The organism is Terriglobales bacterium (assembly GCA_035651655.1).
Taxonomy (GTDB): domain Bacteria; phylum Acidobacteriota; class Terriglobia; order Terriglobales; family Acidobacteriaceae; genus DASRFG01.
Genome location: DASRFG010000026.1, coordinates 1 through 17,305, shown reverse-complemented (window position 1 = coordinate 17,305; position 17,305 = coordinate 1). Strand labels below are relative to the sequence as shown.

Annotated in this window: 21 protein-coding genes; 7 read left to right on the top strand and 14 right to left on the bottom strand. The window is 56.7% G+C overall.

What is annotated here, in order from left to right:
- Positions 1-34 precede the first annotated feature (34 nt).
- From queF to VFA76_13070, 3 genes are all read left to right on the top strand, one after another.
- Positions 35-451, top strand: coding sequence for a preQ(1) synthase (gene queF / locus VFA76_13080; GenBank protein HZR32773.1), 417 nt, complete (start codon positions 35-37; stop codon positions 449-451).
- Positions 452-703: 252 nt separating this feature from the next.
- Positions 704-1,951: an MFS transporter gene (locus tag VFA76_13075; GenBank protein ID HZR32772.1), complete on the top strand. Its 1,248-nt coding sequence runs from the start codon at positions 704-706 to the stop codon at positions 1,949-1,951.
- Positions 1,952-2,025: 74 nt separating this feature from the next.
- On the top strand, positions 2,026-3,123 hold the full coding sequence (locus VFA76_13070) for a glycosyltransferase (protein HZR32771.1): 1,098 nt from the start codon (positions 2,026-2,028) through the stop codon (positions 3,121-3,123).
- A gap of 5 nt (positions 3,124-3,128) precedes the next feature.
- On the opposite strand, the gene VFA76_13065 is transcribed toward VFA76_13070, so the two are convergent.
- From VFA76_13065 to VFA76_13045, 5 genes are all read right to left on the bottom strand, one after another.
- Positions 3,129-3,704 (bottom strand): hypothetical protein, encoded by a 576-nt coding sequence (locus VFA76_13065; protein HZR32770.1) that lies wholly within the window; start codon positions 3,702-3,704, stop codon positions 3,129-3,131.
- A 5-nt stretch (positions 3,705-3,709) separates the two neighbouring features.
- Positions 3,710-3,976, bottom strand: a complete 267-nt coding sequence (locus VFA76_13060) for a hypothetical protein (GenBank protein HZR32769.1) — start codon at positions 3,974-3,976, stop codon at positions 3,710-3,712.
- Positions 3,977-3,994: 18 nt separating this feature from the next.
- Complete coding sequence (locus tag VFA76_13055; protein HZR32768.1) at positions 3,995-4,234, bottom strand: carboxymuconolactone decarboxylase family protein; 240 nt, start codon at positions 4,232-4,234, stop codon at positions 3,995-3,997.
- A 164-nt stretch (positions 4,235-4,398) separates the two neighbouring features.
- The gene (locus tag VFA76_13050; GenBank protein ID HZR32767.1) at positions 4,399-4,743 is read right to left on the bottom strand and encodes an STAS domain-containing protein; all 345 of its coding nucleotides are present in this window, start codon (positions 4,741-4,743) and stop codon (positions 4,399-4,401) included.
- Positions 4,740-5,186: an ATP-binding protein gene (locus tag VFA76_13045; protein HZR32766.1), complete on the bottom strand. Its 447-nt coding sequence runs from the start codon at positions 5,184-5,186 to the stop codon at positions 4,740-4,742. Before VFA76_13045 ends, VFA76_13050 begins: the two co-directional genes overlap by 4 nt.
- A 521-nt stretch (positions 5,187-5,707) precedes the next feature.
- Between VFA76_13045 and VFA76_13040 the strand changes: the two genes are divergently transcribed.
- The gene (locus VFA76_13040) at positions 5,708-6,946 is read left to right on the top strand and encodes a CBS domain-containing protein (GenBank protein ID HZR32765.1); all 1,239 of its coding nucleotides are present in this window, start codon (positions 5,708-5,710) and stop codon (positions 6,944-6,946) included.
- Positions 6,947-7,070: 124 nt separating this feature from the next.
- Entirely contained in the window at positions 7,071-8,330 is a 1,260-nt protein-coding gene (locus tag VFA76_13035; GenBank protein HZR32764.1) for an Nramp family divalent metal transporter, read from the top strand.
- 13 nt (positions 8,331-8,343) lie between these two features.
- Here the strand turns inward: VFA76_13035 and VFA76_13030 are convergent, their stop codons facing one another.
- The 9 genes from VFA76_13030 to VFA76_12990 all read right to left on the bottom strand — a co-directional run bounded on the left by VFA76_13030 (position 8,344) and on the right by VFA76_12990 (position 15,637).
- Positions 8,344-8,736 (bottom strand): (deoxy)nucleoside triphosphate pyrophosphohydrolase, encoded by a 393-nt coding sequence (locus VFA76_13030; GenBank protein ID HZR32763.1) that lies wholly within the window; start codon positions 8,734-8,736, stop codon positions 8,344-8,346.
- Between the two features lie 7 nt (positions 8,737-8,743).
- The gene (locus VFA76_13025; GenBank protein ID HZR32762.1) at positions 8,744-9,235 is read right to left on the bottom strand and encodes a GAF domain-containing protein; all 492 of its coding nucleotides are present in this window, start codon (positions 9,233-9,235) and stop codon (positions 8,744-8,746) included.
- 47 nt (positions 9,236-9,282) lie between these two features.
- Positions 9,283-10,104 carry an ABC transporter substrate-binding protein gene (locus VFA76_13020; GenBank protein HZR32761.1) on the bottom strand — a complete coding sequence of 274 codons (822 nt, stop codon included), beginning with the start codon at positions 10,102-10,104 and terminating at the stop codon, positions 9,283-9,285.
- Between the two features lie 43 nt (positions 10,105-10,147).
- Entirely contained in the window at positions 10,148-11,335 is a 1,188-nt protein-coding gene (locus VFA76_13015; protein HZR32760.1) for a radical SAM protein, read from the bottom strand.
- Positions 11,336-11,415: 80 nt separating this feature from the next.
- Positions 11,416-11,772 carry an iron-sulfur cluster assembly scaffold protein gene (locus VFA76_13010; GenBank protein ID HZR32759.1) on the bottom strand — a complete coding sequence of 119 codons (357 nt, stop codon included), beginning with the start codon at positions 11,770-11,772 and terminating at the stop codon, positions 11,416-11,418.
- 54 nt (positions 11,773-11,826) lie between these two features.
- Positions 11,827-13,101 carry an MFS transporter gene (locus tag VFA76_13005; protein HZR32758.1) on the bottom strand — a complete coding sequence of 425 codons (1,275 nt, stop codon included), beginning with the start codon at positions 13,099-13,101 and terminating at the stop codon, positions 11,827-11,829.
- A gap of 94 nt (positions 13,102-13,195) precedes the next feature.
- Positions 13,196-13,879 carry an HAD-IB family phosphatase gene (locus tag VFA76_13000; protein HZR32757.1) on the bottom strand — a complete coding sequence of 228 codons (684 nt, stop codon included), beginning with the start codon at positions 13,877-13,879 and terminating at the stop codon, positions 13,196-13,198.
- 47 nt (positions 13,880-13,926) lie between these two features.
- Positions 13,927-14,568 (bottom strand): nucleotidyltransferase family protein, encoded by a 642-nt coding sequence (locus VFA76_12995; protein ID HZR32756.1) that lies wholly within the window; start codon positions 14,566-14,568, stop codon positions 13,927-13,929.
- Between the two features lie 214 nt (positions 14,569-14,782).
- Positions 14,783-15,637 carry an XdhC/CoxI family protein gene (locus tag VFA76_12990; protein ID HZR32755.1) on the bottom strand — a complete coding sequence of 285 codons (855 nt, stop codon included), beginning with the start codon at positions 15,635-15,637 and terminating at the stop codon, positions 14,783-14,785.
- Positions 15,638-15,742: 105 nt separating this feature from the next.
- Between VFA76_12990 and VFA76_12985 the strand changes: the two genes are divergently transcribed.
- Together VFA76_12985 and VFA76_12980 are read left to right on the top strand one after the other, a co-directional pair.
- Positions 15,743-16,765: a zinc-binding dehydrogenase gene (locus VFA76_12985; protein HZR32754.1), complete on the top strand. Its 1,023-nt coding sequence runs from the start codon at positions 15,743-15,745 to the stop codon at positions 16,763-16,765.
- A 17-nt stretch (positions 16,766-16,782) separates the two neighbouring features.
- Entirely contained in the window at positions 16,783-17,304 is a 522-nt protein-coding gene (locus VFA76_12980) for a GNAT family N-acetyltransferase (GenBank protein HZR32753.1), read from the top strand.
- Position 17,305: the final 1 nt, after the last annotated feature.

The following is a 17,305-nucleotide window of genomic DNA, read 5'->3' as shown; positions in this document are numbered from 1 at the left end:
TCGCTGCGCGTATCGCAGTGGTTACAATGGCGACATGGCCCGTGCTCCCCGCTATACGCCAGAACATGCCAAAGCTGGACTGGACGCCTCATTTCCCGAGATTGAGACCTGGCCCAACCAGTTTCCGGCTTACGAGATTGTAGTTGATGTGCCGGAATTTACTTCGGTGTGCCCAAAAACCGGGCTGCCGGATTTTGGCGTGCTGAAGATTCGTTACATGCCCGATAAGCTTTGCCTGGAGCTGAAGTCACTGAAAGAATACCTGCTCACTTACCGCAACCTTGGAATTTTCCAGGAAAATATTGTGAACCGCGTCCTCGAAGATGTGGTGCGGTGCGCCAAGCCGATGTGGGCAGAGATCACGGGAGACTTCCGGCCGCGAGGCGGAATTGCCACCGTGGTGACTGCTCGCTGGCCGCGTCCGAAGAACCGGAGCCGCAGCCGAGTTTAACCACAGAGGACACAGAGGAACACAGAGAAAATCTTTGACTTCTTAATCAATGAATCAAATCTAGTAGGGTCAGCTGTCTAGGCCGCCGTACCCAGGCCAAATAAGAAGAGGCTTCGGCGGACGTCGGGCGGAGCTCGCAAGGGCTTGATAAAAAAAACTAAATAGCCGGGCTGAAGGATTTCCTCTGTGTTCCTCTGTGTCCTCTGTGGTTAAAAATCTCCGCCGGATGCCATGTTATAGTCGCGCCAGCCCATGCAAACCCGGCATCACGCGCGGCTGGCACTCTTGCTGCTCACCGCACTTAATTTCCTGAACTACATTGATCGGTCGGTTCTCTTTGCGGTGCAGCCGCTGGTGCAGGCGGAATTTCACCGCAGTGACGCGGACTTCGGTTTCCTAACCACTGCTTTCTTCCTCTGCTATATGTTCGCTGCGCCCATCGTCGGCGTGCTGGCAGATCGCTATCCGCGCAAGTTAATAATCATTACTGGAGCGATTGTTTGGAGTGCGGCAACGCTGCTTACGGCTGTCACTCACGATTTTCATACGCTGCTCTTTCGCCACGCAATCGTCGGCATTGGGGAAGCAACGTTCGTGACCATTGCGCCCGCCTTTTTGGCTGATCTGTTCGGCGAGGAGCGCCGGGGCCGAATCATGGGCCTGTTTTTTATGGCCATTCCCGCGGGTACAGCGTTGGGATATGTGTTGGGCGGGCAGTTGGGGCCGCAATACGGATGGCGCACGCCGTTTTATGTGGCCGCAATTCCAGGGCTCCTCCTGGCATTGGGGATGCTGTTCATTCCCGAGCCGAAGCGTGGAAGTTGCGATCGTTTGCACGAGAGCGTAGAGCGCGGCACTCTCCGCGGGTTGCTACGCAATCCCGCGTTCTGGACGGCAACTCTGGGCATGGCAGCGATGACCTTCGCCTTGGGTGGACTCTCGGTCTGGATGCCAACCTTTCTATCGCGCATGCGCGGCTATTCGCTCGCCCGGGCGAATCAGATCTTCGGCGGAATGACGGCCTGCAATGGCATTGCTGCCACTCTAACGGGTGGCTGGTTGGGTGACAGGTTGCTGCGCCGAACCGCGGGCGCGTACTACCTGGTTTCAGCAGCCAGCATGGCGTTGGCAATTCCTGCCATGATCCTGGCCCTGTATTCCAAATCGTCGCTGATGTTGCCCGGAATCTTTGTGGCAGAATTCTTGCTGTTGTTGAATACCGGTCCGTTGAACGCCGCGGTTGTTAACTCTGTCGGCGCGCACATACGGGCCACTACAATCGCTGTCAACATCTTTACCATCCACTTGCTGGGTGACGCCCTATCGCCCACCGTGATCGGTGCAATCTCCGATCGCCGCTCTCTCGAATGGGGTTTCGCGCCCGCCGTTGTGGCCATCGTTCTTTCGTCCGTCATATTGTTTTACGGCATGCGTTTCGCCCCCAAGTTGGGTAGTGGAGCGAATCCAGGCGATGCCATCTCAGGAGCGACGGCGGGGTGATCTACTTCTGGTGGATTTCAGGGTTAATCCTGGCAGCCGTTTGGTTCTCGCGCGTGCTCGACGCAGCTCTCGGAATGCCAACCATCGCAGATCTCGCCCGCCCCGAGTGGGACCGTCCTACTTCTTCTAAATCCAAAATCAGCATGATTGTTCCGGCCCGCAATGAAGAAGAGATGATTGGCAAGACGCTTCCTACAATGCTGCGGCAGGACTATGAAAACTATGAGGTGATCGCCATTGACGACCGCTCTACTGACCGGACCGGCGAGATTATAGATCGCATAGCTTCCGCCCATGCTGCGGGCCAGGATGGACCTTCGTTGAAGGTGATCCACATCTCCGAGCTGCCCACAGACTGGATGGGGAAGCCGCATGCCATGTGGGTTGGCGCACAGCAGGCTACGGGCGACTGGCTGCTGTTTACCGACGCCGACATTACTTTCAGTCCGGACTGCCTGCGCCGAGCGGTTACTTACGCCGAGGAAAGTAAGACCGATCACCTGGTGCTGATTCCCACCCTGATTATGCTCAGCGTGGGGGAGAGAATGATGTTGGCATTCTTCAACATTCTTTTCGTCTTCGGTCATCGTCCCTGGAAAGTTGCCGATCCGCGTACTAAAGACCATATGGGCGTGGGCGCTTTCAACCTGATTCGCCGCCCGGTGTACGACCAAGTGGGCACACATGCCAAGTTGCGGTTTGAAGTGTTGGACGACGTAAAGTTGGGCAAGATCGTCAAAGAGAATGGATTCACGCAGAGGGTCGCGCTGGGCCGGAACTTGATTTCGCTGCGCTGGGCAAAAAACGCCATGGGCGTGGTTCGCAATCTTACAAAGAACTTCTTTGCGCTAATGCAGTTCCGCTGGCCACGCGCGTTGGGGTCATGTCTTCTGCTGGCGTTCTTCCACTGGATGCCATTTCTTGGCATTTTTCTAGCGCCGGGATGGAGTCGAATCGGTTACGCCCTGGCCTTGGTTTCAATTTTTCTTATTTATGTGGGGCTCTCCTGGACCGAACCGATCTCGCCGCTCTACTTTGTTCTGCATCCCGTGGCTGGCCTGTTGTTCATGTACATCATGCTGCGGTCCACAACATTGACGCTGTGGCGTGACGGCGTGGTTTGGCGAGGGACGTTTTATCCCTTGAACGAGTTACGCCGCGGCTTGGTGTAAGGCTCTCATTCCGGCACATTGGGCTTGTCGGGCCGGTTCGCGCCGGGACTCGCACCATCATCGGCATCCGCGTCGGGAAAAGCCACGCTATCGCCGGGAATTTTTCTTTTGCTTGCTTTCTTGGTCCGCGGTTTCTTCCCCGGCCGGAACTTTCCGGCACTGTAGTGGCCACGGCGTTCTACGTCAAACTCTTTAGGGACGGGCGGTAGCCGTCCGGTGTCACCTTTCAATTGGCGGGTTTGATTCAGGACAATTTCCGGGCGGCCATCATATTCGCGGATTTGACCGTGAATTTCGATGGATTTGCCAACCAGCTCGCGCACATCCCCCAAGTTGCGAAGGTCACGAGCAAATACCACTACGCTGAACGGACACTTGCGGTAATCCTCACAAAAGTTAATGAACGTCGTCCCGGTATGGCTCTCATTCACTCCCACCACCTCGCCTATCACACAAGCTGTATCGCCGATATGTCTGGCAGCTTCCTGAATAGCCATACATTCCGCAGAAGCGAGTAGCGAGCCGCTTAGCGTCAAAATCGCGGCTGATGATGTCACGCGAAAGAAATTTCGTATGGTCACAAGACCTACTTCGTCGGCTCGATTTTCAGCGCGTCATTAAAGCGATTGAAATAGTTGAACAGACCAACCGCGGCCGCCAGTTCCACGATCTGGCCCTCGTCGAAATGTTGGCGCAGTTCCGCCCACAGCTGGTCGTCAATGGTATGGGCATCACGAGTCATGCGCTCCGCAAAACGCAGCGCGATCTTTTCCGCTGCTGTGAAATCCTTCCGGCCCTCAAAATCTTCCAGATGCGTGATCTGGTCATCGCTCCAGCCGTGCCGTCTTGCCAAGACGGTGTGCGAGGCCAGTCAATACTCACAGCCGTTAATCTGCGAGGTCCGCACAACCAGCAACTCTTTGAGCTTTGCGGGAACTGTGCCGGTATTCATGACGGCCCGGAAATGCGCGATCAGCGTGCGCAAAATGTCCGGGCGATGCGCGGCGGTCCGGAACATGTTGGGAACATTGCCGCGCTCCTTCAGGTAGGTGTCGAAAATTTCGGCACTACCAGCGTCAACCTGCGACTTTTCCAATCGGGAAATGCGCATAAGAGTCCTCTCTAAAGGCCTTCATTGTACGTTGGGTCGGCGACTCGGGATGTGACGAGGAGCAAAGCCGCCATTTTCCGCGAGCAAAGGAAAAGCCCGGGAGTCGCGGACCCGAACTTGGTGGCCACGAAATCCCGGGCTTAATTCAGTTCAACGAATGACCGCTACTTAAACGATTTGATCGCAGTGGCCTCGTCGTCTTTAACGTCGAATACGGTATACAACTTTGTGATTTGCAGCAGGTCGTGGACCTTCTTGGTCAGCTTCAGCAGCTTCAATTCGCCGCCCTGATTGCGCACCGTGGTAAAGGCGCTGACAAGCTCACCGATCCCGGAGCTGTCAATGTAGTTGACGTCACCCAGGTTCAGCAGGATCTTCTTGCTCCCTTTTCCCACCAGGTCGCGAACCGTGTCCCGCAGGACCACGCTGCCTTCGCCCAGAGTGATGCGGCCGCTGAGGTCAACGATCACTACTCCATCCACTTGCCGTGTGCTGGTCTTCATACTCACTGGGAAGCCTCCTTGTGTCCCGCGGCTGGGCCGTGGACGTGCTTGATAAGTTTAATTTCGGTGCCTGGATGTAAAGCGCGTATTTGCACGTCATCCATAAATGCACGTATTAAGAAAATTCCTCGCCCCGATTGCTTGAGCAGGTTTTCCGGCGCCAGGGGATCGGGAATCCTGCTGGCGTCCAGGCCGCGCCCCTCGTCGGTGATCGTAATGATCAGGGAGCCGGGGGTCCGCTCGAATACCACCTCCACTTTCTTGGCCGGATCATAAGCGTTGCCATGGAGGACTGCGTTCACCATGCTCTCGCGTACCGCCATCGCGATCTTAGTGACGTCTTCTTCACCGAAACCGGCACTGGTGGCAACTTGGGTGGCTGTTTCCTCCGCATGATTCACACTGTCGAGCGTCGAGTTGAGCGTGTAAGAAACGCGCTTACCGGACATGTTAAAGGTGGTCAAAATGGTAAACGACGGAGCGACCTTCGGCAGCTGCTGTCGCGATCCACATACATCCTACGTCAAATGGCGGCTGGACAGCAGTGGGGTAGTTTGCCTGTCAGCTTGGGAAATGTCAATGAAAGCGCAGTTCGCTTGGGCCTGGGCCGGATTGTAAATGAATCGCTCGCGCCAGGAACGATTTCGAGTTTTTTCGGGCCTCGCAGCTCGGCTAGCGCTTTGCAGTTCAGCTCGATTACGGCCGGGTCTCTGTCGCCAACCATCAGCAACGTTGGCGCAATTACCTGGCGCAGCGCGTCTCCCGCAAGCTTCGGACGGCCTCCACGGGAGACAACTGCCGAGATCAACTCTGGAAGCTCGGCCGCGGCGCACCAGAGCTGCCGCACGCTGCTGGACGGAACCCGGCAACCCCAGCTGGCCAGGGGTATGAAGCCAGCTCCAGATAAAACTGGGGTAACAATGCAGGTTAATCTGGATTCCTCGCAAACTCTTTTGTATTCTCGTGCTTGATGTCGAAAGTTGCCCTCACCGAGCTGTTGGGCGCGCCCGTGTTCGATTCCGCGGGCGCGAGCGGACGGGTGCGCGAAGTTGCCATGCATCCCCAGGAAGACTCGGCGCGAGTGGCGGCATTGGTGGTTAAGACCAAGTCCGGCGACCGAATGCTATCGTTCGCAGCGATAACCAACATCAATGGCGGAATACGTTCCTCTACTCCGATGAAGGACTGGCCTAAGGGCTCCGAGTCGGAGGGCACTTTCCTGCTGAGCCGTGACCTGCTGGACCAACAAATAATTGACGTCCATGGACGCAAGGTCGTTCGCGTGAACGATGTGGACCTGCAACACGAGTTGGTCAATAACCACGTGGTGCTGAAAATTGGCGGGGTTGACGTCGGCCCGCGTGGCGCGGTACGTCGGTTGCTCAAAGGACTGGTTCCGATGCCCGCGCTCCGAATCTTATTGCGAAACATTCCGCCGCGCGAGATTCCCTGGGAATTTGTCGACGTAATTGAGACCGATCCAGCTCGCCGGGTAAAGCTGAAGATCTCTTATGAGCGACTAGCACGGTTGCACCCCGCCGATATTGCCGACATCATCGAAGAATTGGCGCCAGCCGAGCGCGAAGCTGTCTTCGAGACTCTGGATCACGGAGTGGCGGCCGAGGCGCTCGAGGAGGTACATCCCAAGCTTCAGGCCTCAATTGTGGAATCACTCGATTCTGATCGCGCCGCCGACATCGTTGGCGAGATGGACCCCGACGCGGCTGCGGCTCTGCTAAAAGAGCTGCCGGAAGAGACTAGCGAAGAAATCCTGGGAGAGATGGAACCCGAGGAGCGCAGCGAAGTAGCCGACCTGCTCGAGTTTAGTGGCGACACGGCTGCCGGACGGATGACCACCGAGTACATGGCCCTCCCGCCCAATGCTACAGTGCACGACGCCGTCGAGATGTTGCGCCACTTTGAGGGTGGGATTGAAACCGTAAGCACCGTGTACCTGGTGGATAAAGAAGGAAAGTTGGTGGGAGCCGTGCCCTTGTCCAGGCTGGTGTTGGCCAGTGCCGGCGACCCGCTTCAACCCCTCAGCATGGAGCCACTGATTTCAGCCCATGCAGGGGCGAGTGAGAAAGAAGTGGCAGAGTTGTTCGATAAATACAATCTTATTACCCTGCCTGTAGTGGATGATGAGGGTAAGCTGACCGGCGTCATCACTTCGGACGATGTGATCAGCCTTTTGCGCAGCAAGCTCTGACCTCGCGTGCCTTGCATTTCGACTTCCGAACCAAAAAAGTCCTGCCTTGGGCGTTAAATCTATTTACCAAATCTGCTAGACCGCATTTATTCTGTTGCCACTCTGATAAATCGGACTTCTTAACGTGAAGCGTGCATTACGATGGGCCAGACAGCGCAGGAAAATTCTCGTCCTCCTGGCTGTTATTGGCCCCGGAATCATCACCGCCAATGTAGACAACGATGCCGGTGGCATCCTTACCTACTCGTCTGCCGGCGCTCAATTCGGTTACTCGCTGCTGTGGACCATGATCCCAGTCACGCTATCCCTGATTGTGATTCAGGAGATGGCATCCCGCATGGGGGCGGCCACCGGCAAGGGGCTGAGCGACCTCATCCGCGAAGAGTACGGCTTCCGCATAACTTTCTTTATGATGCTGGGCGTTACCATCACCAACTTTGGCAACGTCGTGGCTGAATTCGCTGGCATTGCCGCCAGCCTGGGACTGTTCGGAGTGTCCAAGTACATTTCGGTGCCGATTTGTGCGGCGTTGGTTTGGCTGCTGGTAGTTAAAGGCCAGTACAAGACGGTTGAGAAAGTCTTTCTGGCTGCCTCCGGATTTTACGTTTGTTACATCATTGCCGGGGTAATCGCCGGCCCAGCGTGGAAAGAATCGTTGGTCTCCACGGTTAAACCGCCGCCCTTTACTTTGCTCACCCAGCGCGACTATCTGTACATGGTCATCGCCTTGGTCGGCACCACTATTGCTCCCTGGATGCAGTTTTATCTGCAAGCCTCTGTGGTTGAAAAAGGTATCACCCGGCGGCAGTATGGCGCTTCTCGCATTGATGTGGTCGCAGGCTGCATCTTCACCGATGTGGTCGCGTGGTTCATCATCGTCGCCTGCGCTGCAACCCTTTATGTACACGGACACACACAGATCCACGATCCTGCGGATGCTGCCCAGGCGCTGCGCCCCCTGGCGGGTGAATATGCGTACATCTTGTTCTCGGTTGGATTATTTAATGCGTCGTTGTTTGCAGCTTCCATCCTGCCGCTTTCCACCGCTTACACGGTGTGCGAGGGTCTGGGCTTCGAATCCGGCGTTGGAAAGCGATTTGGTGAGGCGCCGGTTTTCTACTGGCTTTACACCATTCTTATCGCCGCCGGTGCCGGCATTGTGCTTATCCCCAACCTGCCCTTGATTCCAGTGGCGATTCTGTCGCAAGTCGTGAACGGCATCGTCTTGCCCTTTGTGCTCATTTTCATGTTGCTGTTGATCAACAAGCGTGAGCTGATGGGTAACCTGGCGAATTCGTGGCTCTATAACGTAGTGGCATGGGTCACGACCATTACCATGATCGGACTGACCGTCGCCTACGTCATGTACTCAAGAAAAGGGTGAACGAAACGAGCTTTCACAAGATTCTTCCGGCGGCGATATCACCCACCAGTTCCAAATCAGCTTCCAGGAAGTCATAGTCCTTCAGCTTGCCCTTCTCTACCCAGCGCACGTCGCGGAAGATCCGATTTTCGAGCTCACCCTTGAATTTGTGGACCACAAAAAAGCGCAGCTCAACCGAACTGCCGCCCTTGTAGGTATGACGGATTCTCGTGACCTCCTCGCCAACATCGGCGTGGATGCCCAGCTCTTCTTCCAGTTCGCGGCGCATAGCATCGCGCGGCTGTTCACCCTCTTCGATCTTGCCGCCGGGGAATTCCCACTTAAGCGGCATGGTCTGGTGCTTGGTGCGTTGGCAGATAAGTAGTTTTCCGTCTTGTACGATCAGCGCGGCGGCCACCAGTTTCATCGCGCCCTCAGGAGCTGGATTTTTCCATGAATTGCCCGACGACTCGGGCGCAGTACTCAACCAATTGGCATTCGTCGGAGCCGAACGCGGCGGGGAAGTGGCTGTCTATGTCGAGTTCACCGACGACCTTGCCGTGAACAAAAATCGGCACCACAATTTCGGATTTCGTCTCCAGTGAGCAGGCGAGGTATCGGGGGTCGGATTGTACGTCGTCCACCACTACGGTTTTACCGCTGGATGCTGCCGCCCCACAGATGCCCTGATGGAGAGCAATCCGGGTATGCGGCGTCATCGCGCCAACAAATGCGCCCAGCACCAACATAGGCTGCTGGCCGGTCTTCTCCTCTTCCAGCATATAAAACCCCACCCAATTGAACTTCAAGACGCGCGCATTCAAGCAGGTGACAATATTGGTCATCAGCTCGTAGGTAGAGGCGGCAGTGGCCGCCATAACTTCAATTTCTTTCTTGATCTGGTGGGCCTTCGCTAGCGCTGGCATTTAGCTCAATTAAACCACAGGAGTTTACTGTTGGGATGGATTGCGGATTAACTTGCAATGCGACGGACGCCGGGGGCTTCCACTGACATCCCAGGGTTGATGATTTTCGCCAGCGCCTTGAGCCCAATCAACAATGTCGGTGCTGGAGTATTGAAGTAGGGGTCGGGCACACAATAGATATTACGGTCCTGTACGGCACGCATGCTCTCCCACCCGCGACGTTCCACGATCTTCTCCAGCGGGACGCGATCTCCGGCGCCGCACCATGCCGCCACAACTATGTCAGGGTTGGCCTGAAGGACTTCCTTCGCAGTGGTTTGGCTCCCCGGAATCCCGACAAATTCGCCGCCCACAGCTTCCACCAGTTCTGCGACCCAGCGTTGCGAGCAGATGAGGGGCTTGCCCCATTCCTCGCAGAAAATTCTCGGTCGGTCCGATGGTTTTCTTGCGCGGACCTCCTGGCTAACCGACTCGATTTCACTTTGCATGCTCTCGATTACTTGTTGGCCCCGCTCTGCCATTCCCAGTATGCCAGCGATAGTCGCAATATCCATGTAGATATCGGCCAGACTTTTTGGGGCGAGACCTAGAAAACGCGCTCCGGACTTGAGGATCTGCGTAAGTGCTTCTATTTGGTAGGGGACTGATGCGATGACCAAGTCGGGTCTTGCTGCGACGATTTCTTCCGCTTTTGCTGTCCACGAATCGGCTACAAGCGCGCGACCGTTCGCCACACCGGGCCACACTTCTTCGCAGTATTTGGTGCAAGCCACCAGCCGATCCAATGCCCCAAGTTCAGCCAGCACCACAGTTGCACTAGGTTGGAGGCTCACAATCCGCTGCGGACCGTAGTCATTCATGATTTTCATTTCGCGCGGGTTTCATCTAGAGAAGAATGTTGCGACTTCCGGATCACGCCATGACTGATGGCCGCTGTAACTCAGGCGCGTCCCTAACCAAAAAGCGTTCCATCTCCGCGGCACGGGTCTTCGGCAATTTGTCCCAGCGGTGCTTTAGATAGGCCCATGGAATGTGAAACAGCAGCACCCGCGGGCTGAACTTGCTTGAGGAATGGATCCAGCAGGAATGGGTGCACCAGCACTGGGCTCCCGGAATGGCAGCGACTTCGTCCTTCATCTGCTGCGAATTCAGCGCCGCGGTGAGATCAAAATTGTAGTCCTGCAGCCGTCCCAGCTTGCCGCGCATCTCGCACGCCCGAAAATGACCGTCGTGATCAATCACAATCGTGGTCTCACCGGCCGTACAACGCATGGGCCAAGCTTTGTTGTTGTAATGGTTTCGCTCATGAATCTCGAAGTGAAGCTTTAAATTTCCCAGGTAATACATCCGGGCCAATTCGCGAGCGGGTGACTGCAAATGCCCGAAGAGACGATCGGCATACTTTTCGTGAAACCACATCAGCTGGCGATGCAGGTCTGCAAGGTCCTCGCGCGGAACCTGCTTCAATGAGGGATCTAAGGGGTCGCCGCGAACGATCTCAAAGTACTGCCCGTCCAAATCAGATTCGCGCATGAGCTCCAGGCCGAGTTCAACCAGTTCGCGATAATTCTCGCTGGTGATACAGGTAGCCACATTCCGCCGCAGACGACGGAAGCCGTTCCAGCGTTCCGCGGCCATCTCCATCGTGGCCAGGGTCTTGACGAAATTATTAGGCACGCCGCGAATGGTGTCGTGTGTGTTGGCAAGGCCGTCGAGCGAAAAATTCAGGTCAATCACCAGCTCGGGACAGCGTTCCAGCAGGTATTCGATCGCACTAACCAGCTGCTTGGGCAGTAGTCCGTTGGTAGGCAGATTGATGTGTCGTACGCCGTTATTGAGATAAAAAAGCTCGATGATCTCGGCCAGTTCCTTGCGCATGAAGGGTTCGCCGCCCGAAATCCAGAGCTTGTGGAAGGGCGGAGCCGTCGCACTTATGCGCGCCAGCTGCTCGAAGCTGATGTCGTGTCCCTGATTCAGCTCCTCCCAGTAGAAACAAGTGCGACATAGCGAATTGCAAGTTGAGGTGACAAACAGAAATAGCGATTCCAATTTGATGGGTTGGAAAAGGGTCTTGGCGTAATGGAAGTACCTGAAGGCCACGGTGCGCCGATTATAGACCCCGATGGGTGCCCCACTGCTCGTGAGAAAGGGCGGATGTTGTCACCGCAAACCCGGACAAGCTACGACAACTTCTTCAACACCGCCCCCAATGCATCCATTGCCAAATGGCTGGCGTGTACGGATTCATCAGGCAGGCTACCGGCGGCTGCAACTAATTCCTCGCGACGCAATTTCCTCGCATCAGCCAGGCTGCGTCCTTTTACGAGCTGAGTCAGAAGCGAAGCGCACGCCATCGAAGGAACGCACCCCTTGGCCAGGAATCCAATCTCCGAAATTCGCCCATCCACTACCTTTACGCTTAACCGTAATACGTCGCCGCAGGCGGGGTTTTCAATTTGCGCCGAGGCGTCAGGCTGGGCCACATCTCCGGCATTTCGCGGGTTCTGAAAATGATCGAGTACCTGCGCCGAGTACACCCTCCAATTGTAATCAGGAGCGAAGAGGAGAGGCTCGATTCTTTAAGTAATACTTTAGGTCGCAGTTTGCCCGGTCGGCTCACGTGGACAGAAGAGCACCAGAATCCCAGCGACCGCCAGTGCTGCAACCATGCAACTGAGTCCCGGAGTGAACGAGTGTGTGCGGTTATAGAGATATCCAATTAGATATGGTCCACAGAAACCGCCCAGATTGCCCAACGTATTAATGAAACCAATGGAGGCCGCCGCCGCGGAGTCGCTCAGCAGTGCGCTGGGTAATGCCCAGAACGCCGGCAGATACGCGTTGACGCTCACCGCGACAAGTGTGAACAATCCCAAGGTCAGTGGCACAGATCGAGGCAGCGAGCTTAACGGCAGCAAGGCAGCCGCGCCCAGAAATAAGGGAATGGCCACGTGCCAGCGCCGCTCGCGAGTGCGGTCCGAGTGCCAGCCATTCACCTGCATGGCAATAAAAGCGGCAATGTACGGAAGGGAACCGAACAGACCGACACGAAAATCAGAGAACATTGAAAGCCGCTTGAGCATGGTCGGAAACCAGGAGATGAAGGCGTAATAACCGGTGTAAGAGAATATGACCACTGCCGCCAACAGCATCACACGTCCTGAGCGCAGCGCTGCCAATACGCTCCCAGAGCCGGATGAAGCTTTAGCCAACTTTTCCCTCTGCAACTCCGCGGTGATCCACTGGCGCTCGTCGGGCGCCAGCCATTCCGCGTCATGCGGCCAATCCGGTAAATAAAATAGCGTGACCACCCCGAGTACAACCGCCGGAACGCCTTCCAGCAGGAACAGCCAGCGCCACCCCTGCAGTCCGAACCAATGCACGCCTAGCAGCGCCCCCGCGAGCGGCGACCCAATGATGAATGAAAACGGGATCGCGGCCATGAAGTTGGCTACTGCCTTGGCGCGATCTTCATAGACGAACCAATGCGTCAAATAAACGATAACGCCGGGGAAAAAACCGGCCTCGGCTGCTCCCAATAGGAACCGCGCCAGGTAGAGCTGGTTGGTGGTATGTACCCATCCGGTCAGGCCGCTAAGTACTCCCCACACAATCATGGTGGCGGCAATCAGGCGCCGCGCACTCCAGCGCTCTACCAGCAGCGCCCCGGGAATCTGCAGCGCCGTGTAACCGATGAAGAAAATACCGAAGGCGGTGCCGAAAACCCGATCACTGAAGTGTAGATCGCGCGACATTCCCAGCGTCGCATAGGCGAGGTTGGTTCTGTCCAGGTAATTCGTGATGTAGATGACGAATAAAAAGGGAAGCAAGCGGCGCGCAATGTGCCTGCGGGCGCGTTCAGCCACAGCTCCGCGCGCGGTGGATGTTCCTGGCAAAAGGTTGTCAGTATATACCTGCAGTCGGAGCAACAATTCTCAGGGACGGCAGTCTGCAGGGCTGTCAGCGCCGTGCGCCTGCCTTGGCAGGAAAATACATAGGCCACCCGCGTTTTTGCGCTAATTCTTCAAGGTCAGGATTGGGGTTGATCACGTAGGGCTGGCGGGCGAACTCAAGCATCTCAACGTCCCAACGCGAGTTGCCGAAGGCGGCATCAACCGGCGTGCGCACGTGCACGCGAATGGCCTCGGTTTTACCTTCCCCACTCGGAATTCGTAGCAATCGGTCGGTGATACTGCCGTTCTCGATCTCCACAGCTACAGCCAGCACGCGGTCTGCAGGAATTCCGAAACGCTGCGCGCCAGCACGAACCACCCAGTCATTGGTTGAGGAGATTGCCCAGATATCGCATCCCTGAGCCCGCATACGCTCGACTAGCTGCCGCATCTCAGGAAAGATGCTCGCCTCAATGCAGCTGGCAAAAAATTCTTCCGCCACGCTGGCGAGATCGGGGTCACGCATGCCGGCATGGATCGCGACCATTTCGCCGCACATCACATCTTCTTCAACTTTGCCCGCTTTGTAATCGGTGTAGCGGTGGCGAAGCCAACGGGAACTCTTTTCCGGCAGCAGGCCGCGCTCAAGTTCCCATTCAAGAAATCCTTCACCCGAATCCAACGCCCATAAAGTTCCGTCGCAGTCGAATACTGCAACCCTGGGGCTAAGACGCGCAACCGCATCAAGCAGCTCGTCAGCGCTCTGAATAACATTCCCTGTTTCTGAACCGGACGCTGTCAGGAGCTCACCTGCAGGCGCGCGTAGTCGGCGGGGTTGTCCACGTTCATGGTGACGTAAGGATCATCGACGGTCAGATACTCGATACGTTGCTGGTGCTGGTGCTCAATTTCCCGCGCATTCGATGTGGCGGGAGCCCGCAAAAAAGCCTCGATCATCTCGCGTCCAATAACGATTGGATGGCCGTGTTTATCGCCGTATTGCGGTACTACCGCCCACTTTCCCTGGCCAATTGCTTTCACAAAAACATCTTTGAGTTTCTGCACTGTGGCTGAGCGCGCCGGCGGCCGGTCAATCAAGGTCAGGATGGCAGCATCTCGGCCGCGATTGAGCACCTCGCGCAAGCCTACCTGCAGGGAACTGAATTGACCGCGCTCGGGAGCCGGATTCACCACCACCGCAGCGCCTGTGGCAAACACCAGAGGTTTTAAATTCGCGGCATTCTTGCCCACGACCACGATCACCAGGTCAGAGTGAGCTTCCAGCAATTGCATGATGGCAGAGAGGAAAGTTCCTGCGTGGGATGACCGTGCCTCGCCCGGTTTTTGCGGTGGCCAGGGCAACAATGCTTTGTCCTGACCCATGCGCGAAGATTCTCCGGCTGCCAGAATCACGCCGCAAAAGCCCGGAGCACGCGTCATGCGAAAAAGATAACACGGCACGATAACAAGAGCTGCTGATCTGGCGGATACGGCAGACACATACGCGGTTGACGGAAACCACAATCTCGTGGGCACAGGCGCCCTCGCCTGTGCGGGCGAGCGCAGCTCGCCGGGGTATTTGTAACCCCCATCAATTTGTCACCACGGGGAGGGCCGAATTAAGAGGGACTCCTTGTCCGCCAAACTCGCAATATCAACTCGACTTCGCGATTTCAGCTCCGTCTGCCTCTTCGGAAATCTCTTTTTCGTCGAAATACCGCATATGTGGCAGCGCGGCGCCACTGTGTCGGCGTACGGCGATCATCTCCGCCGTGATCGCTACCGCGATTTCTTCTGGCGTAACCGCGCCAATATCCAATCCCACAGGCGCATGCACGCGCTCGAACAGCTCGCGCGACAGGCCCTCTTTCTCGAGTTCGCGATAGATCGCGATCACCTTGCGTTTGGAGCCGATCATGCCGATGTAGCGGGCCGGCGTCTGCACCGCCCAGCGCAGCACGCGCATGTCATCACGGTGCCCTCGGGTAACGATCACAATGTAGGAGGACTCGCTGGGCGACAGGCTGGCCATTGCTTCCTCGAAATCCTTGGCATGGATCTCGGCGGCCTCAGGGAAGCGCTCGCGGTTGGCATAGCTCTCGCGATCGTCAACCACCACTGTGTCGAAGCCGGCATTGTGCGCTACTTTGTAGAGGTTGTGAGCGACGTGCCCGGCGCCAAACAGGTACAGCACGGGGATAGGCAATACCGGTTCTACAAAAATTTCGAGGGTTCCGCCGCAGACCAAGCCGGTATCAAACTTCGGATTTTGGTTGAGGTTGAAGGTAAGCGTCCGCGGCTTTTCTTGCTCCATCACGTCGCGCGCAGCCTGCCAAACCTCGGCTTCGACACAGCCTCCGCCAATAGTACCCACAATCGAACCGTCGTCCCGCACCAGCATTTTGGCGGTCTGAAACGACGGGATCGAGCCGCGAACGCTCACAATCGTAGCCACGGCGCCCCGCCGGCCTTCCCGGCGCAATTTGACGATCTCCTCGTAAACGTCCATCCCGCTTGATTATTGGCTGCCGCAGTGTCTAAGTCAAACGCCGACTTTAGCGGTCGCTTTATGTTAGCTTGGGGAGTTTTCCCGACTCCATCAGGGAGCACAATCATGCACGCGATTCGCTTTCACGAGTACGGCGGGCCCGAGGTTCTGCGTTACGAGGAAGGACCCGATCCCGTGTTGCGCAAGGACCAGGTATTGGTGCGAGTGAAGGCATGCGCTCTCAACCATCTCGACCTCTGGGTGCGGAAGGGAACTACGAAATCACCGTTGCCGCATATTCCAGGAAGCGACGTCTCGGGGGAAGTCATAGAGGTCGGCGAATACATCACCGGCCTGCGCGCTGGACAACGCGTGCTGCTGGCGCCCATGACTTTTTGCAATCATTGCGCGCAGTGCACCGCCGGCCGCCAGAACTTGTGTCCGGAGTTTTCCGTCCTCGGCAACCGCACGGATGGTGGCTGTCGGGAGCTGATTGCCATACCCCAGGTCAACGTCATCCCCATTCCCGACAGCCTCAGTTTTGAAGAAGTCGCCAGCGTCCCACTTGTGTTTCTAACCGCCTGGCACATGCTGGTCGGGCGCGCAGGCATCCGGCCGGGCCAGACCGTGCTGGTGTTGGGCGCGGGTTCGGGCGTGGGCTCGGCAGCCATCCAGATTGCCAAGCTTTTCAACGCTGTTGTGATCACCACCGCCGGCGACGACCGCAAGCTGGCGAAAGGCCGCGAGCTCGGCGCTGACCACCTCATCAATCACTACAAGCAGAAGATTTCCGACGAAGTGAAGCGCATCACCCATCGTGAGGGCGTGGATATTGTCTTTGAGCACGTCGGCAAGGCCACTTGGGAGGAGAGCGTAAAGTCGCTGAAACCGGCAGGCACGCTGGTCACCTGCGGCGCAACCACCGGCCCGGACGCGGGCCTGGATTTGCGCTTCGTCTATTCACGGCAGCTCTCAATTCTGGGTTCTTACATGGGAACCATGGGTGAACTTCACGAAGTGCTCAAGCACGTGTTCAGTGGCAAGCTGAAACCGGTGGTGGACAAAGTCTTTCCGTTGAAAGAAGCCCGCGCCGCCCACGAACGCATGGAGAAGAGCGAGATGTTTGGCAAGATAGTGTTGAAGCCCTAGCGCCCCTGACCCGCTCTATGGAAATTCGCCGACTCACAAAAAAAGATGCCAAGGCGCACTGGCATCTACGCCTCGAAGCCCTCGAGCAGGAACCGTGCGCCTTCAGCACCTCGGCGGCGGAGCACCGAGCGACCACGCTTGAAATGACTGCGAAGCGCCTGGTACCTGACCGCACCGGCAACAGCTTTGTGCTGGGTGCTTTTGAGGGCACCCAAATGGTCGGCATGGCCGGCTTCTTCCGCGAAAAAGATGAGAAGACCAGGCACAAGGGTTTGATCTGGGGGGTGTACATCCAGAAAGAATTTCGCGGCCAGGGTTTGGCCCGCGCCCTATTCCAAGAGTTGCTGCGGCAGGCGCGCGCTCAGCCTGGATTGGAACAAATTAATATTGCCGTCTCTGCCGGGAATGCAGCCGCTCGCGGTCTTTATTCCTCCCTGGGCTTCCAGCTTTATGGTTGCGAGCCGCGCGCCTTAAAAGTCGGGGATAGGTACATCGATGAAGAACAAATGGTGCTGCGCCTGGTACAGCAGGGGCGCTAAG

Excerpts from the sequence above, each read along its gene's own strand:
- queF (HZR32773.1), top strand. The coding sequence starts at position 35 with ATGGCCCGTGCTCCCCGCTATACGCCAGAACATGCCAAAGCTGGACTG.
- VFA76_13075 (HZR32772.1), top strand. The coding sequence starts at position 704 with ATGCAAACCCGGCATCACGCGCGGCTGGCACTCTTGCTGCTCACCGCA.
- VFA76_13070 (HZR32771.1), top strand. The coding sequence starts at position 2,026 with ATGCCAACCATCGCAGATCTCGCCCGCCCCGAGTGGGACCGTCCTACT.
- VFA76_13055 (HZR32768.1), bottom strand. The coding sequence starts at position 4,234 with ATGCGCATTTCCCGATTGGAAAAGTCGCAGGTTGACGCTGGTAGTGCC.
- VFA76_13045 (HZR32766.1), bottom strand. The coding sequence starts at position 5,186 with ATGTCCGGTAAGCGCGTTTCTTACACGCTCAACTCGACGCTCGACAGT.
- VFA76_13040 (HZR32765.1), top strand. The coding sequence starts at position 5,708 with ATGTCGAAAGTTGCCCTCACCGAGCTGTTGGGCGCGCCCGTGTTCGAT.
- VFA76_13030 (HZR32763.1), bottom strand. The coding sequence starts at position 8,736 with ATGAAACTGGTGGCCGCCGCGCTGATCGTACAAGACGGAAAACTACTT.
- VFA76_13025 (HZR32762.1), bottom strand. The coding sequence starts at position 9,235 with ATGCCAGCGCTAGCGAAGGCCCACCAGATCAAGAAAGAAATTGAAGTT.
- VFA76_13020 (HZR32761.1), bottom strand. The coding sequence starts at position 10,104 with ATGAAAATCATGAATGACTACGGTCCGCAGCGGATTGTGAGCCTCCAA.
- VFA76_12995 (HZR32756.1), bottom strand. The coding sequence starts at position 14,568 with ATGACGCGTGCTCCGGGCTTTTGCGGCGTGATTCTGGCAGCCGGAGAA.
- VFA76_12990 (HZR32755.1), bottom strand. The coding sequence starts at position 15,637 with ATGGACGTTTACGAGGAGATCGTCAAATTGCGCCGGGAAGGCCGGCGG.
- VFA76_12985 (HZR32754.1), top strand. The coding sequence starts at position 15,743 with ATGCACGCGATTCGCTTTCACGAGTACGGCGGGCCCGAGGTTCTGCGT.
- VFA76_12980 (HZR32753.1), top strand. The coding sequence starts at position 16,783 with ATGGAAATTCGCCGACTCACAAAAAAAGATGCCAAGGCGCACTGGCAT.